The sequence below is a fragment of the Xanthomonas sp. D-109 genome (assembly GCF_017746095.1).
GTDB classification, from domain to species: domain Bacteria; phylum Pseudomonadota; class Gammaproteobacteria; order Xanthomonadales; family Xanthomonadaceae; genus Xanthomonas_A; species Xanthomonas_A sacchari.
In genome coordinates, this window is record NZ_JAGHWV010000014.1 from 108,225 (window position 1) to 130,918 (window position 22,694).

Annotated in this window: 21 protein-coding genes and 1 riboswitch; of the genes, 9 read left to right on the plus strand and 12 right to left on the minus strand. The window is 69.4% G+C overall.

Translation table 11 applies throughout. The annotated features are described in order from the left end of the window. Positions 1-15: 15 nt before the first annotated feature. The 5 genes from J7357_RS14845 to J7357_RS14865 all read right to left on the minus strand — a co-directional run bounded on the left by J7357_RS14845 (position 16) and on the right by J7357_RS14865 (position 4,681). Positions 16-1,200, minus strand: coding sequence for a cystathionine gamma-synthase (locus tag J7357_RS14845; RefSeq protein ID WP_209247607.1), 1,185 nt, complete (start codon positions 1,198-1,200; stop codon positions 16-18). 83 nt (positions 1,201-1,283) lie between these two features. Then, entirely contained in the window at positions 1,284-2,654 is a 1,371-nt protein-coding gene (locus tag J7357_RS14850; protein ID WP_010340227.1) for a pyridoxal-phosphate dependent enzyme, read from the minus strand. A 193-nt stretch (positions 2,655-2,847) separates the two neighbouring features. Beyond that, positions 2,848-3,066 (minus strand): YdcH family protein, encoded by a 219-nt coding sequence (locus J7357_RS14855; RefSeq protein WP_010340228.1) that lies wholly within the window; start codon positions 3,064-3,066, stop codon positions 2,848-2,850. A gap of 332 nt (positions 3,067-3,398) precedes the next feature. Then, positions 3,399-4,271 (minus strand): hypothetical protein, encoded by an 873-nt coding sequence (locus J7357_RS14860; protein ID WP_209247951.1) that lies wholly within the window; start codon positions 4,269-4,271, stop codon positions 3,399-3,401. 17 nt (positions 4,272-4,288) lie between these two features. Then, positions 4,289-4,681: a DUF4398 domain-containing protein gene (locus tag J7357_RS14865; RefSeq protein WP_010340230.1), complete on the minus strand. Its 393-nt coding sequence runs from the start codon at positions 4,679-4,681 to the stop codon at positions 4,289-4,291. Positions 4,682-4,780: 99 nt separating this feature from the next. On the opposite strand from J7357_RS14865, the gene J7357_RS14870 reads away from it, so the two are divergent. Further along, positions 4,781-5,920, plus strand: coding sequence for a PilT/PilU family type 4a pilus ATPase (locus J7357_RS14870; RefSeq protein WP_209247609.1), 1,140 nt, complete (start codon positions 4,781-4,783; stop codon positions 5,918-5,920). Between the two features lie 349 nt (positions 5,921-6,269). Here the strand turns inward: J7357_RS14870 and maiA are convergent, their stop codons facing one another. Both maiA and J7357_RS14880 read right to left on the minus strand, forming a co-directional pair. Next, positions 6,270-6,926, minus strand: coding sequence for a maleylacetoacetate isomerase (gene maiA, locus J7357_RS14875; RefSeq protein ID WP_209247611.1), 657 nt, complete (start codon positions 6,924-6,926; stop codon positions 6,270-6,272). 89 nt (positions 6,927-7,015) lie between these two features. After that, a complete protein-coding gene (locus J7357_RS14880; protein WP_209247614.1) occupies positions 7,016-8,005 on the minus strand; it encodes a fumarylacetoacetate hydrolase family protein in 990 nt (329 codons plus the stop codon). A gap of 345 nt (positions 8,006-8,350) precedes the next feature. On the opposite strand from J7357_RS14880, the gene J7357_RS14885 reads away from it, so the two are divergent. The 3 genes from J7357_RS14885 to J7357_RS14895 all read left to right on the plus strand — a co-directional run bounded on the left by J7357_RS14885 (position 8,351) and on the right by J7357_RS14895 (position 10,930). Beyond that, on the plus strand, positions 8,351-9,727 hold the full coding sequence (locus J7357_RS14885) for a DEAD/DEAH box helicase (RefSeq protein WP_209247616.1): 1,377 nt from the start codon (positions 8,351-8,353) through the stop codon (positions 9,725-9,727). A 176-nt stretch (positions 9,728-9,903) separates the two neighbouring features. Beyond that, positions 9,904-10,263: a 6-carboxytetrahydropterin synthase QueD gene (queD, locus tag J7357_RS14890; RefSeq protein ID WP_010343828.1), complete on the plus strand. Its 360-nt coding sequence runs from the start codon at positions 9,904-9,906 to the stop codon at positions 10,261-10,263. Positions 10,264-10,552: 289 nt separating this feature from the next. After that, positions 10,553-10,930, plus strand: coding sequence for a phasin family protein (locus J7357_RS14895; RefSeq protein ID WP_209247617.1), 378 nt, complete (start codon positions 10,553-10,555; stop codon positions 10,928-10,930). A gap of 262 nt (positions 10,931-11,192) precedes the next feature. On the opposite strand, the gene bioD is transcribed toward J7357_RS14895, so the two are convergent. Next, complete coding sequence (gene bioD, locus J7357_RS14900; RefSeq protein WP_209247619.1) at positions 11,193-11,882, minus strand: dethiobiotin synthase; 690 nt, start codon at positions 11,880-11,882, stop codon at positions 11,193-11,195. A 120-nt stretch (positions 11,883-12,002) separates the two neighbouring features. Here bioD and J7357_RS14905 point away from each other — a divergent pair, with 120 nt between their 5' ends. The 3 genes from J7357_RS14905 to btuB all read left to right on the plus strand — a co-directional run bounded on the left by J7357_RS14905 (position 12,003) and on the right by btuB (position 15,139). Beyond that, complete coding sequence (locus tag J7357_RS14905) at positions 12,003-12,485, plus strand: GAF domain-containing protein (RefSeq protein ID WP_160948164.1); 483 nt, start codon at positions 12,003-12,005, stop codon at positions 12,483-12,485. Next, positions 12,482-12,910 (plus strand): TfoX/Sxy family protein, encoded by a 429-nt coding sequence (locus J7357_RS14910; RefSeq protein ID WP_209247621.1) that lies wholly within the window; start codon positions 12,482-12,484, stop codon positions 12,908-12,910. Before J7357_RS14905 ends, J7357_RS14910 begins: the two co-directional genes overlap by 4 nt. 25 nt (positions 12,911-12,935) lie before the next feature. Then, positions 12,936-13,154: riboswitch (cobalamin riboswitch) on the plus strand. Between the two features lie 113 nt (positions 13,155-13,267). Further along, complete coding sequence (gene btuB, locus J7357_RS14915; protein ID WP_209247623.1) at positions 13,268-15,139, plus strand: TonB-dependent vitamin B12 receptor; 1,872 nt, start codon at positions 13,268-13,270, stop codon at positions 15,137-15,139. Positions 15,140-15,323: 184 nt separating this feature from the next. On the opposite strand, the gene gph is transcribed toward btuB, so the two are convergent. Both gph and dinB read right to left on the minus strand, forming a co-directional pair. Beyond that, a complete protein-coding gene (gene gph / locus J7357_RS14920) occupies positions 15,324-15,977 on the minus strand; it encodes a phosphoglycolate phosphatase (protein WP_209247625.1) in 654 nt (217 codons plus the stop codon). A 311-nt stretch (positions 15,978-16,288) separates the two neighbouring features. Further along, positions 16,289-17,359 (minus strand): DNA polymerase IV, encoded by a 1,071-nt coding sequence (dinB, locus tag J7357_RS14925; RefSeq protein ID WP_209247627.1) that lies wholly within the window; start codon positions 17,357-17,359, stop codon positions 16,289-16,291. A 200-nt stretch (positions 17,360-17,559) separates the two neighbouring features. Here dinB and fabA point away from each other — a divergent pair, with 200 nt between their 5' ends. Both fabA and fabB read left to right on the plus strand, forming a co-directional pair. Continuing rightward, entirely contained in the window at positions 17,560-18,075 is a 516-nt protein-coding gene (gene fabA / locus J7357_RS14930; RefSeq protein WP_010343820.1) for a 3-hydroxyacyl-[acyl-carrier-protein] dehydratase FabA, read from the plus strand. Continuing rightward, entirely contained in the window at positions 18,075-19,283 is a 1,209-nt protein-coding gene (fabB, locus tag J7357_RS14935) for a beta-ketoacyl-ACP synthase I (RefSeq protein WP_209247629.1), read from the plus strand. The genes fabA and fabB overlap by 1 nt, the downstream gene beginning before the upstream one ends. A gap of 45 nt (positions 19,284-19,328) precedes the next feature. Here fabB and J7357_RS14940 read toward each other — a convergent pair whose 3' ends face one another. Together J7357_RS14940 and J7357_RS14945 are read right to left on the minus strand one after the other, a co-directional pair. Then, positions 19,329-20,195, minus strand: coding sequence for a hypothetical protein (locus J7357_RS14940; protein ID WP_244667603.1), 867 nt, complete (start codon positions 20,193-20,195; stop codon positions 19,329-19,331). Between the two features lie 437 nt (positions 20,196-20,632). After that, positions 20,633-22,657: a M3 family metallopeptidase gene (locus tag J7357_RS14945; RefSeq protein ID WP_209247631.1), complete on the minus strand. Its 2,025-nt coding sequence runs from the start codon at positions 22,655-22,657 to the stop codon at positions 20,633-20,635. Positions 22,658-22,694 lie beyond the last annotated feature (37 nt).

The window sequence follows — 22,694 nt, forward strand, 5'->3', positions numbered from 1 at the left end:
TCCACCGCCACGCGCTCATGCCAGCGCGCGCTCCAGGTCTTGCTGCAAATCCCCCACATCCTCCACCCCCACGCTCAGCCGCACCAGCGCATCGCTGATGCCGAGTTGCTCGCGGCGCGCGACCGGCACCGAGGCATGGGTCATGACCGCAGGATGGTTGACCAGGCTTTCGACGCCGCCCAGGGATTCGGCCAGGGTGAACAGGCGGGTGCGTTCGCAGAAGCGCTTGGCCGCGTCGAAGCCGCCCTTGAGCACGATCGAGACGATGCCGCCGTAGCCGGTCATCTGCCGGCCGGCCAGGGCGTGCTGCGGGTGCGAGGGCAGGCCGGGGTAGATCACCTTCTCCACCGCCGGGTGCGTCTCCAGCCACTGCGCCAGCGCCAGGGCGTTGTCGCAGTGCGCACGCATGCGCAGCGGCAGGGTCTTCAGCCCGCGCAGGGCCAGGAAGCTGTCGAACGGGCCCTGCACGCCGCCCACCGAGTTCTGCAGGAAGGCCAGTTGCTCGGCCAGCTCGGCGTTGTCGCCGACCACGGCCATGCCGCCGACCATGTCCGAGTGACCGTTGAGGTACTTGGTCGCCGAATGCACCACGATGTCCGCGCCCAGCGCCAGCGGCCGCTGCAGCAGCGGCGAGGCGAAGGTGTTGTCGACCACCACCAGCAGGCCGTGCTTGCGGGCAATCGCGGCGATCGCCGCGATATCGACGATCTTCAGCATCGGATTGGTCGGGGTCTCGATCCAGACCATCTTGGTGGTCGGGCGGATCGCCGCCTCGAACGCGGCCGGGTCGGTCAGGTCGACGAAGCCGAACTCCAACGCGGCGGTGCGCTTGCGCACGCGCTCGAACAGCCGGTAGCTGCCGCCGTACAGGTCGTCCATGGCGATCACGTGGCTGCCGCTGTCCAGCAGCTCGATCACCGTGGCGGTGGCGGCCATGCCGGAGGCGAAGGCGAAGCCGCGGCTGCCGCCCTCCAGGGCCGCCACGCAGCGCTCGTAGGCGAAGCGGGTCGGGTTGTGGGTGCGCGAGTACTCGAAGCCCTGGTGCTCGCCGGGGCTGGACTGGGCGTAGGTGGAGGTCGCGTAGATCGGCGGCATCACCGCGCCGGTGGACGGGTCCGGGTGCTGTCCGCCATGGATGGCCAGGGTCGCCAGCGCCAGCGCGGAGCCGTCGCCATGGGGGTTCGACGTGTTGTCCGTCATGTGGGGTTACCGGAAAAGGGGCGTGATTCTAGCAGCGCGGTCTGAACGGCCCCATGCAGCCGGGGCCGTTCAGACCGCAGGGATTACTGCACCCGGCGGCGCAGGTAGTTGAGCAGGTCGATCCGGGTGATCAGGCCGAGGAAGGCGCCCTCGTTCATCACGATGGCGACCTGGCCGCGGTCGAACACCGGCAGCAGGGCCTCGATCGGCGATTTGACGTCGAGCCGGTCGAGCTTGCTGACCATCGCCGTGGCCACGGGGTCGCGGAACCGCGCTTCATCGCCATATACGTGCAACAAGACGTCGCTTTCGTCGACGATGCCGACCAGTTGATCGCCTTCCATCACCGGCAGCTGCGACACGTCGTACAGCTTCATGCGCTGGTAGGCGGTGGTCAGCAGGTCCTTGGGGCCGACCACCACGGTGTCGCGCTGGCTGTACGGGCGCAGGATCAGGTCGCGCAGGTCGCCGTGCTGCGGGCGCTCCAGGAAGCCGTTGTCCAGCATCCAGTAGTCGTTGTACATCTTCGACAGGTACTTGTTGCCGGTGTCGCAGACGAACACCAGCACCCGCTTGGGCTCGGTCTGCGCGCGGCAGTACTTCAGCGCCGCGGCCAGCAGGGTGCCGGTGGAGGAGCCGCCGAGGATGCCCTCCTTGGCCAGCAGTTCGCGTGCGGTGTGGAAGCTCTCGGCATCGCTGATCGAATAGGCCTTCTTGACCCGGCTGAAATCGGAGATCGCCGGCAGGAAGTCCTCGCCGATGCCCTCCACCAGCCAGCTGCCGGACTTCTCGCTGACCGTGCCCTGCTCGATGTACTCGGTCAGGATCGAGCCGACCGGGTCGGCCAGCACCAGTTCGGTGTGCGGCGAGGCGGCGGCGAAGGCGCGCGACAGGCCGGTCATGGTGCCGGAGCTGCCGCAGCCGAACACGATCGCGTCCAGCCGGCCGTCCATCTGCCGCAGGATCTCCGGGCCGGTGCCGAACTCGTGCGCGGCCGGGTTGTCGGGGTTGCCGAACTGGTTGATGAAGTAGGCCCCCGGGGTCTCGGCGGCGATGCGCGCGGCCAGGTCCTGGTAGTACTCGGGGTGGCCCTTTGCCACGTCGGAGCGGGTCAGCACCACCTCGGCGCCCATCGCCTTGAGGTTGAAGATCTTCTCCCGGCTCATCTTGTCCGGGACCACCAGGATCAGCTTGTAGCCCTTCTGCTGGGCGACCAGGGCCAGGCCGATGCCGGTGTTGCCGGCGGTGCCCTCGACCAGCACCGCACCGGGCTTGAGGTCGCCGCGGCGCTCGGCCGCCTCGATCATCGACAGGCCGATGCGGTCCTTGATCGAGCCGCCGGGATTGGCGCTTTCCAGCTTCAGGTACAGCTCGCACACCCCGGTGTCGAGCTTGCTGGCCTTGACGATAGGGGTGTCGCCGATCAGGTCGAGGACGGAGGAATGAATGGCCATCGGGTCCGAATGCGTCGCGCCGCGGCAGCGGCTGGACCGGGCATTATCCGCGCTCGGGGAGGGAAAGTCAGAGAATGCGCGCGGCAGCGACGAAAAAAGCCGCGAGCGCGGCCTTCGGCAGGGGGATGACGCGGACGGTGGCAAGCCGACGAGGAGGCCAGCCACCGCCCGCGACAAGGGGGCAATAGTACGGTCAGTGCGGCTTCTGCTCGTAAAGGCGCAGCAGCTTTTCCTTGGCGGCGAGCTTTTCGCGCTTCATCTGCGCCAGGGTGACATCGTCGATCGGCAGCACGCCGAGCTCGGCGTCCATGCACTTCTTGTCCAAGGTCTTGTGGCGCTGGTAGAGCTGCTTGAACTCCGGATCGGACTTGATCAACGCGTCGATTTCGGTCTGCGGTTGCCCTTCGAACATAGGAATAGCCTCCTTCAGCTGGAAACAAGAACGCCCCGGCCGCTGCGGCACGGGGCGTTGCCTGGGAGCGGAAGCGCGCGAGCCGCCGGCTGCACCGCCACAACGCCTGGAACCACGGTTCCTGCGACGTCGGACTGCGGTGTGCGCCACTGCGTCATCGGCTCGAACTCCTCCGTTGGCACCAGGCGGCGGGAGTGCCACCTGGACTACCGACCCTACGCTTCCCCACCGCCGCGAACAAGAGAAGCAGGCCCGCTTTGCCGCATTCAGTTGCTCGGCGCTCAGGCCCAGGGAAAAACCCCGTTAAACGCCTGGCGCAGGGCACGACGCACTTAGGGCGCGATCACAACTTCGGCCGAGCGGGCCTTGGTCGACGCCCCCTTCTTGCCGACCGCCTGCATCCGATTGGCGGGCACGCCGCCGCTGACCAGCGCCGCGCGCAAGGCATCGGCACGCTTCTGGGCCACGCCGGCGTCGGTGTCGTAGGCCTCGATCCGCACCTTGCCCTTGCTGATCTGCAGGTATTGCGACAGGGCCTTGGCCTGGTTCGTGGCGTCGCCCGACAGCGCCGACTTGCCGGCGCCGAAGGCCGCGCCGGAGAAGGTGAAGACCTCCCCGCGGGTGTCGAAGCGCGAGGCCGGCAGCTTGGTGCCGGCGACCAGTTCGGCCTCCTCGCGTGCCAGCTTGGCCGACTTCTGCTGCGCGGCGCTGAGCTTGGCGGTCTGCTGTCCGGCCACGCTGGCCAGGGCCGCATCGGCATCCGCGCGCGCGGCCTGTTCGGCCTCGGCGGCCTGGCGCAGGTTCTCGGCCTCCTCGGCCTGGATCTGCGCCTGCACGCGCAGGCGCTCGGCTTCCTGGCGGGCCCGCGCGGCCTCGCGGCGACTGGCCTCGATCAGCAGGTCGCTGCGGGTCTTTTCCAACTGGTCGACCTGGCGGCGGGCGATTTCGGCGCGGGCCATGGTCTCGGCGATCTCGACCCGGCGCTCGGCCAGGTAGCGCGCCTCGTCGCGCTCCTTGCGCTTGGCGTTGGCGAAGTTGGCCACCGCCTGCTGCGCCTGCAGGCGCTCGTAGGCGGCGACATCGGCGTTCAGCGGATCGGCCTGCAGCGCCACCAGGCGCTGGTTGAGCACGGCCAGTTCCGGGTCGTCGGCGGCCATCGCGCCCAGCGGCGCCAGCAGCAACGCTAGCAGCGCCAGGCGGCGCATTCCGTGCAGGGCGCGGCTCATGGACGGCCCTCCCCGGTGCCCAGGGTCTGTTGCAGCTGGGCCACCTCGGCCTGGCGCTGCTTCAGTTGCGCATTGGCCACCGCCTCCTCGCTGCGCGCGCGCGCCAGGTCGGCATCGGCGGCCACGCGCAGCGCCAGCTGCGGCGCGGTCTTGCGCTGGCGGCGGTCGAGTTCGGCCTGCTGCGCCTGCTCCAGGCCCTGGCGGGCGCTGGCCAGCAGGTCCGGCGCGTACTGGTCGGCATCGGCCTGGATCGCACGCTGCACCGCCTGCTGCGCGGCCAGCAACTCCGGCGAGGCCACCTGGGCGAACGCGGCCGGCGCGGCGAACAACGCCAATGCGCAGGCCATCACATACTGCTGACAACGGAAGTGTGCGAAGCTAGTTTTCATCTAGGGGGGCCGTGGACGGAGACGTCGATCACGGCCATTGTCGGAAGCCTGTGGCGCGCTTGCAACGGGCGATTGCGGATTGTTGGGGAACCATTGCGCATGGATATCGGCTATTTCCTGAAGCTGATGACCGAAAAGAACGCCTCGGACATGTTCCTGACCACAGGAGCACCGGTCTATATCAAGATCGAAGGCAAGCTGTACCCGCTCGGCGCCACCGGCCTGCCGCCGGGCATGGTCAAGAAGATTGCCTACTCGCTGATGGACGAGGGCCAGGTGCCGCAGTTCGAGCGGGAGCTGGAATTGAACATGGCCATCGCCCTGCAGGACGCCGGGCGCTTCCGCGTCAACGTGTTCAAGCAGCGCGGCGAGGTCGGCATGGTGATCCGCGCGATCCGCAGCAAGATCCCCAGCATCGAGGAGCTGCACCTGCCGCAGGTGCTCAAGGACGTGATCATGACCCCGCGCGGGCTGGTCCTGGTGGTCGGCTCGACCGGCTCGGGCAAGTCCACCTCGCTGGCGTCGATGATCGACTACCGCAACAGCACCACCACCGGGCACATCCTCACCATCGAGGATCCGATCGAATACCTGCACAAGCACAAGCTGTCCATCGTCAACCAGCGCGAGGTGGGCCTGGACACCCACGCCTTCCACAACGCGCTGAAGAACGCGATGCGCGAGGCGCCGGACGTAATCCTGATCGGCGAGATCCTGGACGCGGAGACCATGGAGGCCGCCATCGCCTTCGCCGAGACCGGGCACCTGTGCCTGGCCACCCTGCACTCCAACAACGCCGACCAGACCATCGAGCGCATCCTCAACTTCTTCCCCGAGAGCGCGCACAAGAACGTGCTGATGAACCTGTCGCTGAACCTGCGCGCGGTGATCTCGCAGCGCCTGGTCAAGGACAACACCGGCCGCCGCCGGCCGGCCTCGGAAGTGCTGCTGAACACGCCGATGATCCGCGACCTGCTGCGCCGCGGCCAGGTCCACGAGATCAAGCAGGCGATGGAGGAGTCGCTGGAGGACGGCATGGAGACCTTCGACCAGTGCCTGTTCCGCATGGTCAAGCAGGGCCAGATCGAGCAGGAGGAAGCGCTGCGCGCGGCCGACTCGCGCGACGGCCTGGCCCTGAAGTTCCGCCTGTCCGAAGGCGGCAGCGGCGAACACGACCCCTACGCCGACTACGACAGCGGCCCCAGCGCCGCGCCGCGCATCACCCACGGCTTCGTCTGAGCGCATCGCCGCAAGCAATGCGGCGCCTATGCAGGAATAGCTACGTAAGAGCGGCTTCAGCCGCGACCGGGCGTTCGCAGATGCCTGGTCGCGCCAGTCCCGCAGCGACGGCGGCAACGGCGGACCGGGGTCCGTCGGCGGTCCCGCGGGGCCGCCTTTGCGGGGCAAACGCCACTTCCACGCATCTGCGCGTCGGGACTGAAGTCCCTCCCACAGTGCACCCAGCGAGTTCGCCGCAAGCGCCTGTGGGAGCGACTTCGCAGGAGCGGCTTCAGCCGCGACCGGGCGTTCGCTCGCGTATATCGGCAGACCGGTCGCGGCTGAAGCCGCTCCTACGACACGGCGAATTTCACTGTGCGTCCGGCTGGTGTTCCGGGCGTGCCGCGTCGAAGGCCGGCAGGGCCAGGCAGGCGCGTTCGATCCGCTCCAGGGTGGGGTAGACCTGCAGGTCCACGCCGAAACGGCGCGCGTTGTACAGCTGCGGGATCAGGCAGCAATCGGCCAGGCCCGGCTGCTCGCCGTGGCAGAAACTGCCGGTATCCGGCGACTCGGCCAGCAACTGCTCCAGCGCGTCGAAGCCGACCTGCATCCAGTGCCGCATCCACTCCTCGCGCTCGGGCTGCGGCACGTTCCAGGCGCTCTCGAAGAACTGCGCCACGCGCAGGTTGTTGAGCGGGTGGATGTCGCAGGCGATCAGTTGCGCCAGGCCGCGCACGCGGGCGCGGTCGATCGGCGCGTCCGGCAGCAGCGGCGGCTCCGGCCAGCGCTCGTCCAGGTACTCCAGGATCGCCAGCGACTGACGGATCGGCTGGCCGTCGTGGCACAGGGTCGGCACCAGTTCCTGCGGGTTCAGCCGCGCATATTCCGGCGAGTGCTGCTGCCCGCCGTCGCGCACCAGGTGCACCGGCAGCGACTGGTAGGACAGCCCCTTCAACTCCAGCCCGATGCGCACGCGGTACGCGGCGCTGGAGCGCCAGTAGGTGTAGAGCTGCAGTGCCTCGTCCATGCCCGCCTCCGTCTGCGCAATCGACAACGATACCGGTGGACACCTGGGCTGCGGCGCCGCCGGTCGCCCCGGCACCGCCGCCGGCCGGGTCAGGGCAGCGGCGCCTGCTCGATGCGCTGCTCGATCGCGCCGAAGATGCTCACTCCGTCACGGTCCAGCATTTCGATCCGCACCACGTCGCCGAAGGACATGTACGGCGTGCTCGGCTTGCCGTCGCGCAGGGTTTCCACGGTGCGCTGCTCGGCGAAGCAGGAGGCGCCGCGCGCGGTGTCCTGGTTGGCGATGGTGCCCGAACCGATCACCGCGCCCGCCGCCAACGGCCGGGTCTTGGCCGCGTGCGCGACCAGCTGCGCGAAATCGAACTGCATGTCCTCGCCCGCTTCCGGCGCGCCGAACCAGGCGCCGTTGATATGGGTCAGCAGCGGCAGGTGCACCTTGTTGCCCTGCCAGGCCTCGCCCAGCTCGTCGGGGGTGACGAACACCGGCGACAGCGCCGAACGCGGCTTGGACTGCACGAAGCCGAAGCCCTTGGCCAGTTCCGGCGGAATCAGGTTGCGCAGCGACACGTCGTTGACCAGGCCGATGAGCTGGATGTGCGCGGCGGCCTGCGCCGGCGTCACCGCCATCGGCACGTCGTCGGTGACCACCACGATCTCGGCCTCCAGGTCGATGCCGTAGTCCTCGCTGACCACCTTGACCGCATCGCGCGGGCCGTAGAAGCCGGCGCTGACCGCCTGGTACATCAGCGGGTCGGTGTAGAAGCTCTCCGGCACCTCGGCGCCGCGCGCGCGGCGCACGCGCTCCACGTGCGGCAGGTAGGCGCTGCCGTCGAGGAATTCGTAGGCGCGCGGCAGCGGTGCAGCCAGGGCCGCCATGTCCAGGTCGAACTGGCCGTCGGCGCTGCCGTCGTTGAGCGACTCGGACAGGGCGTTCAGGCGCGGGGCGAGGTTGCTCCAGTCCTCCAGCGCGCGCTGCAGGGTCGGCGCGATGCCGGTCGCGCGCACCGCGCGGGTCAGATCGCGGGACACGACGATCAGGGTGCCGTCGCGACCGCCTTCCTTCAGGGAACCTAGCTTCATGTCCGTCCAGTGCTGGGGGCTGAGCCGGCGATTGTACGGCCAGACGGCGGCTTGGTTTCAACTGAAACGGACACGCATTTTGTGCAGCGCGCCAATTCAGGTACACTGCGCCGGTCTGCATGCGGCCGTCCGTTTCCCTCAGGGACCGCCGGCGAGGCCAGGATCGCAATGATCCGACTCGCCCGCCCCGCCCGACGCCTTTCGTGGTGCCGACGAACCCCAGCCTTGCGCTGCGGGTTGATCCACCCTCTCGCAGCGCGGTTCACGGGAACGCTCCGAGCCTCACCTACTTGCGCCTGCGCGCTGGGTTCGTCCAGGCGTCGGCGCGTTATCCGGAGCATTCTCATGTCGTTCGAATCCCTGGGCCTTGCGCCCTTCCTGCTGCGCGCGTTGGCCGAGCAGGGCTACGAAACCCCCACCCCGATCCAGGCGCAGGCCATTCCCGTCGCCCTGGAAGGCCATGACCTGATGGCCGGCGCGCAGACCGGCACCGGCAAGACCGCCGCGTTCGGCCTGCCGCTGCTGCAGCACCTGGGCACCTCGCCGCAGCCGGTGGGCCCCGGCCCGCGCAAGCCGCGCGCGCTGATCCTGACCCCGACCCGCGAACTGGCCACCCAGGTCCACGACAGCCTGCGCGGCTACAGCAAGTACCTGCGCATTCCCAGCACCACCATCTACGGCGGCGTGGGCATGGGCAACCAGCTCGACGCGCTGCGCCGTGGCGTGGACCTGCTGATCGCCTGCCCGGGCCGCCTGCTCGATCACCTCGAGCGTCGCAGCGTGGACCTGTCGGGCATCGAGATCCTGGTGCTGGACGAAGCCGACCGCATGCTCGACATGGGCTTCCTGCCGTCGATCAAGCGCATCCTCGCCAAGCTGCCCAAGCAGAACCGGCAGACCCTGCTGTTCTCGGCCACCTTCGAGGAAGGCATCAAGCAGCTGGCCCGCGAGTTCATGCACGACCCGCAGGAAATCCAGGCCACCCCGAGCAACACCGTGGCCGACACCATCACCCACCGCGTGCATCCGGTGGATGGCGCGCGCAAGCGCGAACTGCTGCTGCACCTGCTGGCCGCCGACTCGCGCAAGCAGACCCTGGTGTTCGCCCGCACCAAGCACGGCGCCGACAAGCTGACCACCTTCCTGGACAAGTCCGGCCTGAAGACCGCGGCGATCCATGGCAACAAGAGCCAGGGCCAGCGCCTGCGCGCGTTGAGCGACTTCAAGGCCGGCCGCATCACCGTGCTGGTGGCCACCGACATCGCCGCGCGCGGCATCGATATCGACCAGTTGCCCAAGGTCATCAACTACGACCTGCCGATGGTCGCCGAGGACTACGTGCACCGCATCGGCCGCACCGGCCGCAACGGTTCGACCGGCGAGGCGATCTCGCTGGTGGCGCAGGACGAGGCCAAGCTGCTGCGCGCGATCGCGCGCATGCTCAAGCGCGAGATGGATATCCGCGACGTGCCCGGCTTCGAGCCGGTCACGCCGATCCGCTGGGGCAACAACAACCCGCCGGACGAGCGTCCGGGCGGCCAGCGCCCGCCGCGCCGCGGCAGCCACGCCCGCCGCGGGCACGGCGATGCGCCGGCGCACGCGCACGCGCACGCCGGCAGCAAGAAGCCCGGCGGCAACCACGCCGACGGCGCCCGCCGCCAGGGCCAGGGCCAGGGTCGCCGCCACGGCAACGGCGGCAACCGTCCTGCCGCGCCGCGCTGAGCCATCCGCGGCCGCGCGCTCCGCACGCATCCAGGCCGCCCTTCGGGGCGGCCTTTTTTGTCCGCTGCACCCGGACGTCGCGTGCCTGCCGCCGGCCCTGCAGCACGCCACGTCGTCCGTTCCGCGCGCCCCGCACCGCGCCATGCCGCTCCACCCCTGACCGTACAATGCCGCCCATGGATATCTTCAAAGTCTTCACCCTCGAAGCCGCGCACCGCCTGCCCAACGTGCCGCCCGGCCACAAGTGCGCGCGCCTGCACGGGCACTCGTTCCGCATCGAGCTGCACGTCAGCGGCGAACCCGGCGCCGAGAGCGGCTGGGTAATGGATTTCGGCGATATCAAGGCGGCGTTCCGCCCGCTCTACGACCAGCTCGACCACCACTACCTCAACGACATCGACGGGCTGGACAACCCGACCAGCGAACGCCTGGCGATGTGGATCTGGGAGCGGCTCAAGCCGGCGCTGCCGCTGCTGAGCGAAGTGGTGGTGCATGAGACCTGCACTTCTGGGTGCCGGTATCGCGGGCCGGGTTGAAGAAGGCCGGGAATGGGGAATGGGGAATGGGGATTCGGGAATCGTAAGAGCGGCACTGCGACGACCGAGAGCCTCCGTGCCGGCTTGCCTGTTCCTCGTCGTCGCGCGCAGTTGGCGCCCGCCGGAGGCGCGGAGGCGATCGGCAAGGGCCGGCAGAATTGCGCCAAGCAATTGATCTTAAAAGCAATTTGAACGGATCCTGAGCGGCTTCAGAAAATTTTGTTGCATCGCAGCAGAATGGGCGTATGTTGCACTGCAACAGCAGTCGGCATTCCAACGGAGTTGCATGATGTCCGCTCAATTCAACGACCAGTTCAGCAGCTACACCCAGCAGTTCGCCGCTGCGGCGGCGCGTGCCAACCGCCTGGCGCTGGAGAGCGCCGAGAGCGTGTTCGGCGTGCAGTTGAAGACCTTCGAGAAGAACGTGTCGGCCACCACCGGCTTCCTCGGCGAACTGACCGAGGCGCGCGACCTGGGCACCGTGCAGGCGCTGTGGCCGAAGGGCCTGCAGATCGCCCGCGACAACTTCGAGCGGCTGGCCACGGCCAACCAGGAAGTGTTCGGCCTGGGCCTGAAGACCTCCGAGGCCATCGGCCAGCTCGCCAAGCACCAGTTCGAGGCGGCGACCGAACAGGCCGCGCCCAAGGCCAAGCCCGCCACGAAGTAACACCCGATTCGACGTCGCTGCGGTCCGCCGCCCGACGCACCCTCGGTCTGCATGGGTCCCTCCCCCCGTGCAACCCCCAGGCCCGGTAGATCCCTCCCTCTACCGGGCCTTTTTTTCTGGGTGGGATTTGGGAGTGGGGATTCGGGATTGGTTGATCCCTGCGCTTCGGCATCCCTGATTTTCTTTTTGGGCTGCAGCACCGGCGCTTCGTTGGTGCGGCGTCGGGACTGAAATCCCTCCCACACACCCGCCCGGCAGTCGATCAGCCCGGCGACATGCCCGCCCAGGGCTGCAATTGGGCCGCCAACTGCTCGGCCTGCGGTTGCGGCCGGTATGGCAACCGCCCCCAGCACGGCATCGGCAGGCGCGCGCGCAGCATCGCCATGTTGTCGTCGATGCGCTCCATCGCCGGGTCGATCTCGTTGCCGATCCAGCCGATGCACTGCAGGCCGTCGGCGGCGATCGCCGCGGCGCTGAGCCGCGCGTGGTTGAGGCAGCCCAGGCGCAGGCCGACCACCAGCACCACCGGCAGCCGCAGCGCGCGCGCCAGATCGGCCTGGTCCAGCGTCGCCGACAGCGGCGCCGCCCAGCCACCCACGCCTTCCACCACCACCACGTCGGCCTGCGCGCGCAGGCGGTCGAACGCGGCCGCGATCGGCGCCAGCTCCAACTGCACGCCGGCATCGGCGGCAGCCAGTTCCGGCGCCAGCGGCAACGGCAGCGCGTACGGATTGAGATCGTCATAGCGCGGGCGCGGCGCGCTGGCCTCCTGCAGCGCCAGTGCGTCCTCGTTGCGCCAGCCCTCGGCCTCGCGGGTGCAGCCGCTGGCCACCGGCTTCATGCCCACCGCGCGCTGGCCGCGCGCGCGCAGGGCATGCAGCAGCGCGGTGCTGGCGATGGTCTTGCCGATGCCGGTATCGGTGCCGGTGACGTAGAAGGCGGGAACAGCCATGCGAGCGAAACCCTGTCGGTTGGCCGGCGGGACGCGCGGCGGCGCGCAGGATAGCCGGGCGCGCCGCGCGCGTCAGCCGCCGCGGTGCCGGCGGACCCAGCGCGCTGCTAGACTCGGGCGATGTTCGCCTCGTCCTCGCTCACCGGCAGCAAGCCGGAACAGTACGCCCAGTTGCTCGACCAGGCCCGCGCCCTGGTCGCCGGGGAGCCCGACCGCATCGCCAATGCCGCCAACCTGGCGGCGCTGGTGTATCACGCGCTGCCGCGGCTGAACTGGGTCGGTTTCTATCTCTACGACGGCAAGGAACTGGTGGTCGGGCCGTTCCAGGGCCTGCCGGCCTGCGTGCGTATTCCGCTGCACAAGGGCGTGTGCGGCGCGGCCGCCAGCAGCGGCCAGACCCAGCGCATCGACGACGTGGAGGCCTTCCCCGGGCACATCGCCTGCGATGCGGCCTCGCGCTCGGAACTGGTGGTGCCGCTGCTGCGCGACAGCGCGCTGGTCGGCGTGTTCGACCTGGACAGCCCCGACCTGGCCCGCTTCGACGCCGACGACCAGCGCGGCCTGGAAGCGATCGCCCAGGTCTTCGTCGACAGCCTGCGATGAGCACCACCAAGCTGCGCAACATCGGCCCCAAGAGCGCGGCCTGGCTGCGCCAGGTCGGCGTGCGCACACAGCAGGACCTGGAGGCGGCCGGCGCGGTCGGCGCCTTCGTCAAGGTCAAGCGCGCCGGCTTCAAGCCCAGCCTCAACCTGCTGTACTCGCTGGAAGGCGCGCTCAGCGGCTGCCACTGGCAGGAACTGTCCGAAGCGCGGCGCGCGCAATTGCTGGGCGAACTGGAGACCGCGACGGCGGCGCTGCCGGCGCAGCGCGGCGCGCAGGTCGCAGGGCCCGTGGCGACTACCCATTTCGACCGCGACGACCCGCGCGGCGACGATGACGCCGACGGCGCCTATGCGCCGGACCTGCACGACACGCCGGTGGGCGACAACCACGGCGACGACGACGGCCACGGCGCCCACGCCGACTGAGCCGCGCGGGCAGCGGCGATCGCGTACAATCGCGCCGCTTCAAGGTGACCCGCCGGCTCCGGCCAGCGGGTTGAAACGGGAAGCCGGTGCGTCTTGCGACAAGGCCGGCGCTGCCCCCGCAACGGTAAGCGATCCGCGCTGACGACCTGCGCCACTGTGCCCTGGGCATGGGAAGGCGTCGCAGCCGGGAGGTCCGCCTCCCCGATCGCAAGCCCGGAGACCGGCCTTGCAGTTCACTGGTTGCGATGCGGAGGGCGTCGCGGCGTGCCGCGCCGTGTCCTGCGCCGTCCGCTTGCACCTTCCGTTCGCGACTCCTTTGCCGTCACAGCGCGCAGCCGCGCGCCGGAGTTGCCACCCATGTCGTCCCGCCTGCTTTCGGTCGCGATCGCGTCCGCCCTGTCCCTGCCCGCGCTGGCCCACGCCGCCGACGCCGCCACCGACCTCGATCAGGTCCTGGTCACCGCCACCCGCACCCAGATTTCCGTGGAGGACAGCGTGGTGCCGGCGCAGGTCATCGACCGCGCCGAGATCGAGCGCAGCCAGGCCACGTCGCTGGCGCAACTGCTGCAGGGCCGCGCCGGCATCGGCGTCTCCAACCAGGGCGGCCTGGGCAAGCTGACCACGCTGAACCTGCGCGGCAGCGAATCGGACCACGTGCTGGTGCTGGTGGACGGCGTGCGCATCGGCTCGGCCAGCGCCGGCCTGGCCGCGTTCCAGGACCTGCCGCTGAGCCAGATCGAGCGCATCGAGATCGTGCGCGGGCCGCGGTCGAGCCTGTACGGCTCCGACGCGATCGGCGGCGTCATCCAGATCTTCACCCGCCGCGGTGGCCAGGGCTTCCAGCAGAACCTGAGCCTGGGCGGCGGCAGCCATGGCCTGCGCGAGGCCGGCGCCGGCTTCAGCAACCGCGGCGAACGCGGCTGGCTGGCCGTGCAGGGCGGCTACCAGAAGACCGACGGCATCAATGCCTGCAACGGCTCGGCCACGCTGTTCGCCGGCTGCTTCGTCGACCAGCCCGACCGCGACGGCTACCGCAACGTCTCGCTGAGCGCGCGCGGCGGCTACGCGCTGACCGACACGCTGCGCATCGAAGGCCAGGCGCTGAACATCGACAGCCGCAACGAATACGACGGCGATGCGCTGTTCGCCGGCAACGAGGCCGACAACACCCAGCAGGTGTTCAGCGGCAAGCTCGACTGGACGCCCTCCGATCGCCTGCACCTGGCCGCGCAGTTGGGCCGCAACGTCGACGACGCCGACAGCTACTACCGTGCGCCGGGCGCACGCACCCGCAGCTTCATCAGCACCTTCGACAGCCGCCGCGACACCGCCGCGCTGCAGGGCGACATCAGCCTGGCCGAAGGCCATCTGCTCAGCGTCGGCAGCGACTGGCAGCGCGAGCACGTCACCAGCACCACCGCCTTCGACGTCGACAGCCGCGACAACACCGGCGTGTTCGCCGAGTACCAGGGCCGCTTCGGCGCGCAGCAGGTGCAGGCCAGCGTGCGCAGCGACGACAACGAACAGTTCGGCGAGCACACCACCGGCAGCCTCGGCTGGGGCCTGGCACTGGCGCATGGCCTCAAGCTCACCGCCAGCGTCGGCACCGGCTTCAAGGCGCCGACCTTCAACGACCTGTACTACCCGTTCGCCGGCAACCCGGCGTTGAAGCCGGAGCGCTCCAAGAGCGGCAACCTCGGCATTGCGCAGTATGCCGACAGCTGGAACTGGACCTTCAACGCCTACGAGACCCGGGTCAAGGACCTGATCTCCTACGACGCGATCAGCTTCCTGCCGGTGAACGTGGACGAAGCGCGCATCCGCGGCGCCGAACTGACCGGCTATGCGCTGCTGGCCGGCTGGGAACTGTCGGCGCAGCTGAGCCACACCGACCCGCGCAACCGCAGCGACGGCGACAACCGCGACAACTGGCTGGCGCGCCGCGCGCAGAACACTGCGCGCCTGGACGTGGACCGCGGCATCGGCCCGGTCAAGCTCGGCGTCACCGTGTTCGGCAGCGGCCACCGCTTCGACGACGCGGCCAACCGCGTGCGCCTGGCCGGCTACGGCACCGTCGACCTGCGCGCGGAATACGCGTTCACCCCGGACTGGACGCTGCAGGCCAAGGCCAGCAACGTGTTCGATCGCGACTACCAGACGGTGAACTGGTACAACCAGCCGGGCCGCGAATACGCGCTGACCCTGCGCTACGCGCCGGCGGTGCGCTGAGTCGGCACCCCGCGCTGCGCCAGCGGGCGTGGCGCGGGGCAACGGCACGGATACAACACGCGCTTTTCGTAGGAGCGGCTTCAGCCGCGATGGGCTTTCCCGATAAAGCCCGTCGCGGCTGAAGCCGCTCCTACGACACAACAGGGATCTTCGCGCTGCACCGGGGCGCTGCGCCGCCATCGCCTCAGCGCAACTGCAGCAGCTCGCGCAGATCGTCCATCAGCAGCACCACGTCGGCCGTGGCCAGATCCAGGTCGCGCGGATAGCCGTAGCGCACCAGCGCCACCGGCATGCCGGCGGCGTGCCCGGCCTGCAGGTCGGTCCCCGAATCGCCGACCATCAGGCAGCACGCAGGTGGCTGCGCGAACTGCTGCGCCAGGTGCAGCAACGGCGCCGGGCTGGGCTTGCGCTCGGGCAGGCTGTCGCCGCCCAGCACGGCAGAGAACACATCGGCCACACCCAGATGGCGCAGCAGCGGCGGCACCATCGCCGCCGGCTTGTTGGTGCACAGCGCCAGCGTCACGCCATCGGCATGCAGTTGCGCCAAGGCCTCGGCCGCGCCGGGATACAAGCGCGGACTGCGCAACAGGCACTCGGCGTAGTGGCGCATGAAGGTCGGCATCACCGCATCGAGCGGCGTGGCATCCCCGGCATGCCGCCAGGCGGCCTCGACCAGCTTGCGCACGCCCTCGCCGATCCAGCCGAGCACGGTCGGCTCCGGCACGCGCGGCAGGCCGAAGTCGGCCAGGGTGCGGTTCAGCGCCTCGGCGATGTCGGCGCCGCTGTCGACCAGGGTGCCGTCGAGGTCGAACACCGCCACTGCATAGGGAAATGTCATGTCGTGCCAGGACAAGGGAGGAAGCATGCATTGTAGGTGGCGCACGGAAGGTATGCGGTCGCGACAAGGCCGATCAGCATGCCCAGACGATGAAGTCCGTATTCCAATCCTTGCGCGCACATGTGGGAGGGACTTCAGTCCCGACGCGGAATGGGCAAAGGCCACGTTCCCGGTTCGCTCGCGTATCCCTTGGTGTTCAATCCACGCACGGCGAGGGAGCGGCTGCCGACTTGGCATCCTCAACGACGACGACAACCCGCTTCAATCCACGCACCAGGCAGAACACCATACAGCCTCCGCGCGTGACCACCTCAACCGAACAGGCGCCCCTGCGCCTGTGAAGGTGCGGGTTCGTGGAAACCGGACAGGCCCACGCCGACCAGGCGGTAGCGGGTGGATGCGGGCAGGTCCACGCGCGCGCGCAGCGCCAGGGCGATGTCGATCAAGGTCTGCAGCGACTCCGGCGGCTGCTCGGGGGTGAAGCTGCGGGTGAGGATGCGGAACTGCGCGGTCTTCAGCTTCAGCACCACGGTGCGGGCGATGCGTTCGGTGCGGCGGGTGGCGTTCCAGGTCTTCTCGGCCAGTTGCCGGATCGCCGGCTCCAGCGCGTCCAGCGCCAGGTCTTCGGCGAAGGTGTCCTCGGAGGAGATCGACTGCACCGGCTGGTCCGACTCCACCGGGCGTTCGTCGATGCCGCGCGCGCGCTGGTACAGGCGCAGGCCGAAGCTGCCGAAGCGCGCTTCCAGCTCCGCTTCGCTGCGCGCGCGCAGATCGCCCACGGTGGCGATGCCCAGTTCCGCCAGCTTGCCTTCCATCACCTTGCCCACGCCAGGCACCTTGTTCACCGGCAACGGGGTCAGGAAGGCTTCCACGCGATGCGGGCGGATCACGAACTGGCCATCGGGCTTGCGCCAGTCCGAGGCGATCTTGGCCAGGAACTTGTTCGGCGCGATCCCGGCCGAGGCGGTCAGTTCGGTTTCGGCGCGGATCTGCGCGCGGATGGTCTGGGCGATCTCGGTGGCGGTGCGCAATTCGCCCTTCGGCTCGGTGACGTCCAGGTAGGCCTCGTCCAGCGACAGCGGCTCGATCAGGTCGGTATGACGCTGGAAGATCTCGCGCACCTGCCGCGACACCGCCTTGTAGCGGGCGAAATCCGGCGGCACGAAGATCGCGTCCGGGCACAGCCGCTCGGCGCGCAGCGCCGGCATCGCCGAGCGCACGCCGAACACGCGCGCCTCGTAGGAGGCGGCGCACACCACCGAGCGCATGCCGCGCCAGGCCACCACCACCGGCTTGCCGCGCAGCGCCGGATCGTCACGCTGCTCCACGGACGCGTAGAACGCATCCATGTCGACGTGAATGATCTTGCGCATCGACCCCATACCCTACGCCTGCGAACGGTGCGCGCATGATAAGCCCGGCACTGCGCACGGACTGAGAATGCGCGCCTTGATCCGGCGCAGTGCGTGCGCCACCGCCGCTGCCGACACTACGCGTGCGTACGGATAAAACGTTTGATTGAACGCGCAAGGCTCATGCACTCTTGCGCGCCTCGACTGTCTCGCCTGGAAATCTTCCGCTCATGAGTCGTCTGTCTTCCTATTCGCGCGAGCAATTGCTCGCCAGCGCACGCGGCGAGTTGTTCGGCGCCAACGCCGGGCGCCTGCCCAACGATCCGATGCTGATGTTCGACCGCATCGTCGCCATCGACGAGACCGGCGGCGCGCACGGCAAGGGCGTGATCCGCGCCGAGCTGGATATCCGCCCGGACCTGTGGTTCTTCGGCTGCCATTTCATCGGCGACCCGGTGATGCCCGGCTGCCTGGGCCTGGATGCGATGTGGCAACTGACCGGCTTCTTCCTGACCTGGCTGGGCGCGCCCGGCCGCGGCCGTGCGCTGGGCGTGGGCGAAGTGAAGTTCACCGGACAGGTGCTGCCCAGCGCCAAGCAGGTGGTGTACGAGATCGACATCAGCCGGGTGATCAACCGCAAGCTGGTGATGGCGGTGGCCGACGGCCGCATGTCGGTGGACGGACGCGAGATCTATACCGCCAAGGACATGCGCGTGGGCCTGTTCACGTCGACGGAGGCGTTCTGATGCGGCGCGTGGTCATTACCGGGATGGGCATCACCTCGTGCCTGGGCAACGATCTGGATAGCGTGGCGCGCGCCTTGCGCGAAGGCCAGTCCGGCATCCGCCACAACCCGCAGGCGGTGGAAGCCGGCCTGCGCAGCCAGGTCGGCGGCGATGTGCAACTGGACCTGGACGCGGCGATCGACCGCAAGCTCAAGCGCTTCATGGGCGATGCCTCGGCCTACGCCTACCTGGCGCTGCGCGATGCGCTGGCCGATGCCGGCCTGGACGAGGCGGCGATCAGCGACCCGCGCATCGGCCTGATCGCCGGCTCCGGCGGCGGCTCCAGCCACTGGCAGGTGGAAGCGGCGGACCTGCTGCGCAACCGCGGCGTGCGCAAGGTCGGCCCGTACATGGTGCCGCGCACGATGTGTTCGGCGGTCTCGGCCAGCCTGGCCACCGCGTTCAAGATCAAGGGCGTGAGCTACTCGCTGTCGGCGGCCTGCGCGACCTCGGCGCACTGCATCGGCGCGGCGGCGGACTTGATCCGCCACGGCCAGCAGGACGTGATGTTCGCCGGCGGCGGCGAAGAGCTCGACTGGACCATGAGCCTGATGTTCGACGCGATGGGCGCGCTGTCCACCGGCTTCAACGACACGCCGGCGGTGGCGTCGCGGCCCTACGACGCCGCGCGCGACGGCTTCGTCATCGCTGGCGGCGGCGGCATGCTGGTGCTGGAGGACTACGAGCGTGCGGTGGCGCGCGGCGCGCGCATCCATGCCGAACTGGTCGGCTACGGCGTGACCTCCGATGGCGCCGACATGGTGGCCCCGTCCGGCGAAGGCGCGGTGCGCTGCATGCGCATGGCGCTGCAGGGCGTGGACGCGCCGATCGACTACCTCAACACCCACGGCACCTCGACGCCGCTGGGCGACGTCACCGAGCTGGATGCGGTGCGCGCGGTGTTCGGCGATGCGGTGCCGCCGCTGTCCTCGACCAAGGCGCTGTCCGGGCATTCGCTGGGCGCAGCGAGCGTGCACGAGGCGATCTACTGCCTGCTGATGCTGCGCGACGGCTTCATCGCCGGCTCGGCCAACATCGACACGCTGGATCCGCGTGCCGAGGGCTTCCCGATCGTGCGCGAAAGCCGCGACGCGGACTTGCGCACGGTGATGTCCAACAGCTTCGGCTTCGGCGGCACCAACGCGGCGCTGGTGTTCGCCAAGGCCTGACCGGACCCAGGCCGCACGGCGCTTTTGAGGGCGCCGTGGCGCGGCTCAGCGTTCCAGTTGCTTCACGTCGTGGCGCCCGGCGGCCTCGTCCTTGTTCGGTTCCGGCTTGGCCGGTGGCGCTGAGGGCGGAGACGGAGGCGGTGGTGGCGGTGGTGGCGGTGGAGGTGGTGGCGGCGGCGAAGTCGGCTTCGGCGGATGCCGCTCGACCCACTGGATCGTCGCCGGCGACGGCGGCCACGCCGGCGATGCCGAGGGCGCGGACGCAGGCGGTGGTACGGGCGACAGTCCCATCGATTCGCGCTGGCGCCGGTCGTCTTCCTGCCGTTGCAGTTCCTTCGACAGTTCCTTGTTGTAGCGGGGATTGAGCGCGTCCGGCGGCGGGATCTGGTACATCCGCTCGCCCGGCGGCGTCCATGCCGGCGTGGCGCTCACGGCCTCGGAGGCAGACGCCGCGGGTGGCGGCGCCCGCCATTGCGGCGCCAACTGGCGCTGCAACGGGGCTGGAATCTGCGCCGGGCCGGCCGCGGCCGCTGTGCTTTCCAGCGGTCGATAGCGCGCGCGTTCACGCGCCCACGGCTGACCGCGATAGTGCGTGTCCCAATAGCGATCCAGCGCAAAGCCGACGGTGGGCACGCCGGGTACGATGCCCTGTTCCTGTGCGCTGAAATCGATCGCGCCGGCCGGCAACCAGCCGCGTTTCTCGCGCCAACTGACATCGCACCAGGCCCAGTCGCGGGTGCAGCCATGCACCCGCAGCGCGTCGTCGGTGACCGGCGTGGCCACGCGCGGATACTCCGGTGCCGGGCCGGCGCGCAGGCTGGCGCCGATGCGCACCGTGCCACTGCCGTCCTGCGCCAGCGCCGGCGCGGCCATGCTCAACAACAACGGCGTCCACCACCCTGCTCGCTTCATGCGGTCCTCCTTGTGCGGTGCGGCGGTTTCCTGCGCCGCGATCGCGGCGGCGAAGATCGCCGTGCCGCTGCGTCCTGTTCTAGCACGGAGGAGCCGGGATTCGGGATTGGGGATTCGGGATGACCAGACCGCGGCTGTTGAAAGCCGGGAATCGGGAATCGGGAATCGGGAATCGGGACGGCAGCGTAGTCCGCGGAGCACAACCGCTGCAAAGCGATCCAGTACGCCGATAAAAAGCAGCTGCTTTTGTGGGAGGGGCTTCAGCCCCGACGGGCTTTCCCGGGAAAGCCCGTCGGGACTGAAGTCCCTCCCACAGTGCAATCGCAACCACTACGCCTGCGCGGGAAAATCCCGAATCCCGGCTCTCAACAGCCGCAGGCTAGTCATCCCGAATCCCGGCTTTCAACAGCCGCAGGCTGGTCATCCCGAATCCCGGCTTATCCGGCCATGCCGCTGTGCCGCAGCAGCGCCTCCAGCTCCGGCGCGCGGCCGCGGAAGGCGGTGAAGTTCTCCAGCGCCGGGCGGCTGCCGCCGCGCGAGAGGATTTCGCGCAGGAAACGTGCGCCGGTGGCGGCCAACTGGTCCGGCGCTTCCTCGAACGCCGCGTAGGCGTCGGCGCTGAGCACCTCGGCCCACTTGTAGCTGTAGTAGCCGGCCGCATAGCCGCCGGCGAAGATGTGGTTGAACTGGTGCGGGAAGCGATTCCAGGCCGGCGGCCGGTTCACCGCCACGGCGTCGCGTACGCGCTCGAGCAACTGCAGCACGCTGTCGGACTGCGCATCGAAGCTGTGGTGCAGCTGCATGTCGAACAGCGCGAACTCGAGCTGGCGCACGGTGAACATGCCGCTCTGGTAGTTCTTCGCCGCCAGCATCTTGTCGAACAGCGCGCGCGGCAGCGGCTCGCCGCTGTCCACGTGCGCTGTCATCGCCTGCAGGCGCGGCCATTCCCAGCAGAAGTTTTCCATGAACTGGCTGGGCAGTTCCACCGCGTCCCATTCCACGCCGTTGATGCCGGCCACGCCCAGTTCGCCGACCTGGGTCAGCAATTGGTGCAGTCCATGGCCCATCTCGTGGAACAGGGTAGTGACCTCGTTGTGGGTGAAGGTGGCCGGCTTGCCGTCGCTGCCGCGGCCGAAGTTGCACACCAGGTACACCAGCGGGGTCTGCACGCCGTCGGCGCGTTCGCGGCGGTTGCGGCAGTCGTCCATCCAGGCGCCGCCGCGCTTGCCTTCGCGTGCGTACAGATCCAGGTAGAACTGCCCGACCAGGCGCCCCTGCGCGTCGCTGAGGCGGAAGAAGCGCACGTCCGGATGCCACACCGGCGCACTGTCGGCCTCCACCCGCAGGCCGTACAGGTCGTGGATCAGGCCGAACAGGCCCTCCAGCACCTTGGGCTCGGTGAAGTAGCGCTTCACCTCCTGCTCGGAGAAGCTGTAGCGCGCCTGCTTCAGTCTTTCGCTGACGTAGGCCAGATCCCAGGCTTCCAGCGTGTCCAGGCCCAGGTGCTCACGCGCGAACTGCTCCAGCTCGGCGCGATCGCGCTGCGCGTAGGGCTTGGCGCGCGCGGCCAGGTCGTGCAGGAACGCCAGCACCTGTGCCGGATCCTGTGCCATCTTCGTCGCCAGCGAATACTCGGCGTAGCTGGCGAAACCGAGCAGGGCCGCCAGTTCGCCGCGCAGGGCGAGGATGCGGCCGATCGCCGCGCTGTTGTCCAGCGCCGCATCGCCGAACTCCGAGGCGCGGATCGCATTGGCGCGGTACAGCGTCTCGCGCAGCGCGCGGTCCTCGGCATACATCTGCACCGGCAGGTAGCACGGCATCTGCAGGGTCAGCTTCCAGCCTTCCTGGCCGTCGCGTTCGGCCGCCGCGCGCGCGGCGGCGATGCTGTCCTCGGGCAGGCCGGCCAGGCGCGCCGGGTCGTCGATCAGCAGCGACCACGCGTCGGTGGCGTCGAGCACGTTCTGCGAGAACTTGGCCGACAGCGCCGACAACTCTTCCTGGATCGCGGCGAAGCGCTGCTTGTCGGCCTCGCCCAGTTCGGCGCCGCCCAGGCGGAAATCGCGCAGCGCGTTGTCCAGCACCTTGCGCTGCGCCGGCGTCAGCGTGGCCGCCTCCGGCGATTGCGCCAGCGTGCGGTACTGGGCGAACAGCGCCAGGTTCTGCCCGAGCGCGCTGGAGAAGCGCGTCACCTTGGGCAGGTTGGCGTTGTAGGCCTCGCGCAGCGCAGGCGTGTTGACCACCGCCTGCAGGTGGCCCACCTGGCCCCAGGCCCGCCACAGGCGCTCGGTGGCATCGTCCAGCGGCGCCACGAAGCTGTCCCAGCGCACCGGCGCCACCGTCTCGGCGGCGGCCACGGCGGCCTCGGCCTGCGCCAGCAGCGTGTCGATCGCCGGGCCGATGTGCTCGGGCTGGATCGCATCGAAGCGCGGCAGGCCGGAAAAATCGAGCAGGGGATTGGTCATCGCGGAACTCTCGGTAGCGGAGGAAGGACCGGCGCGG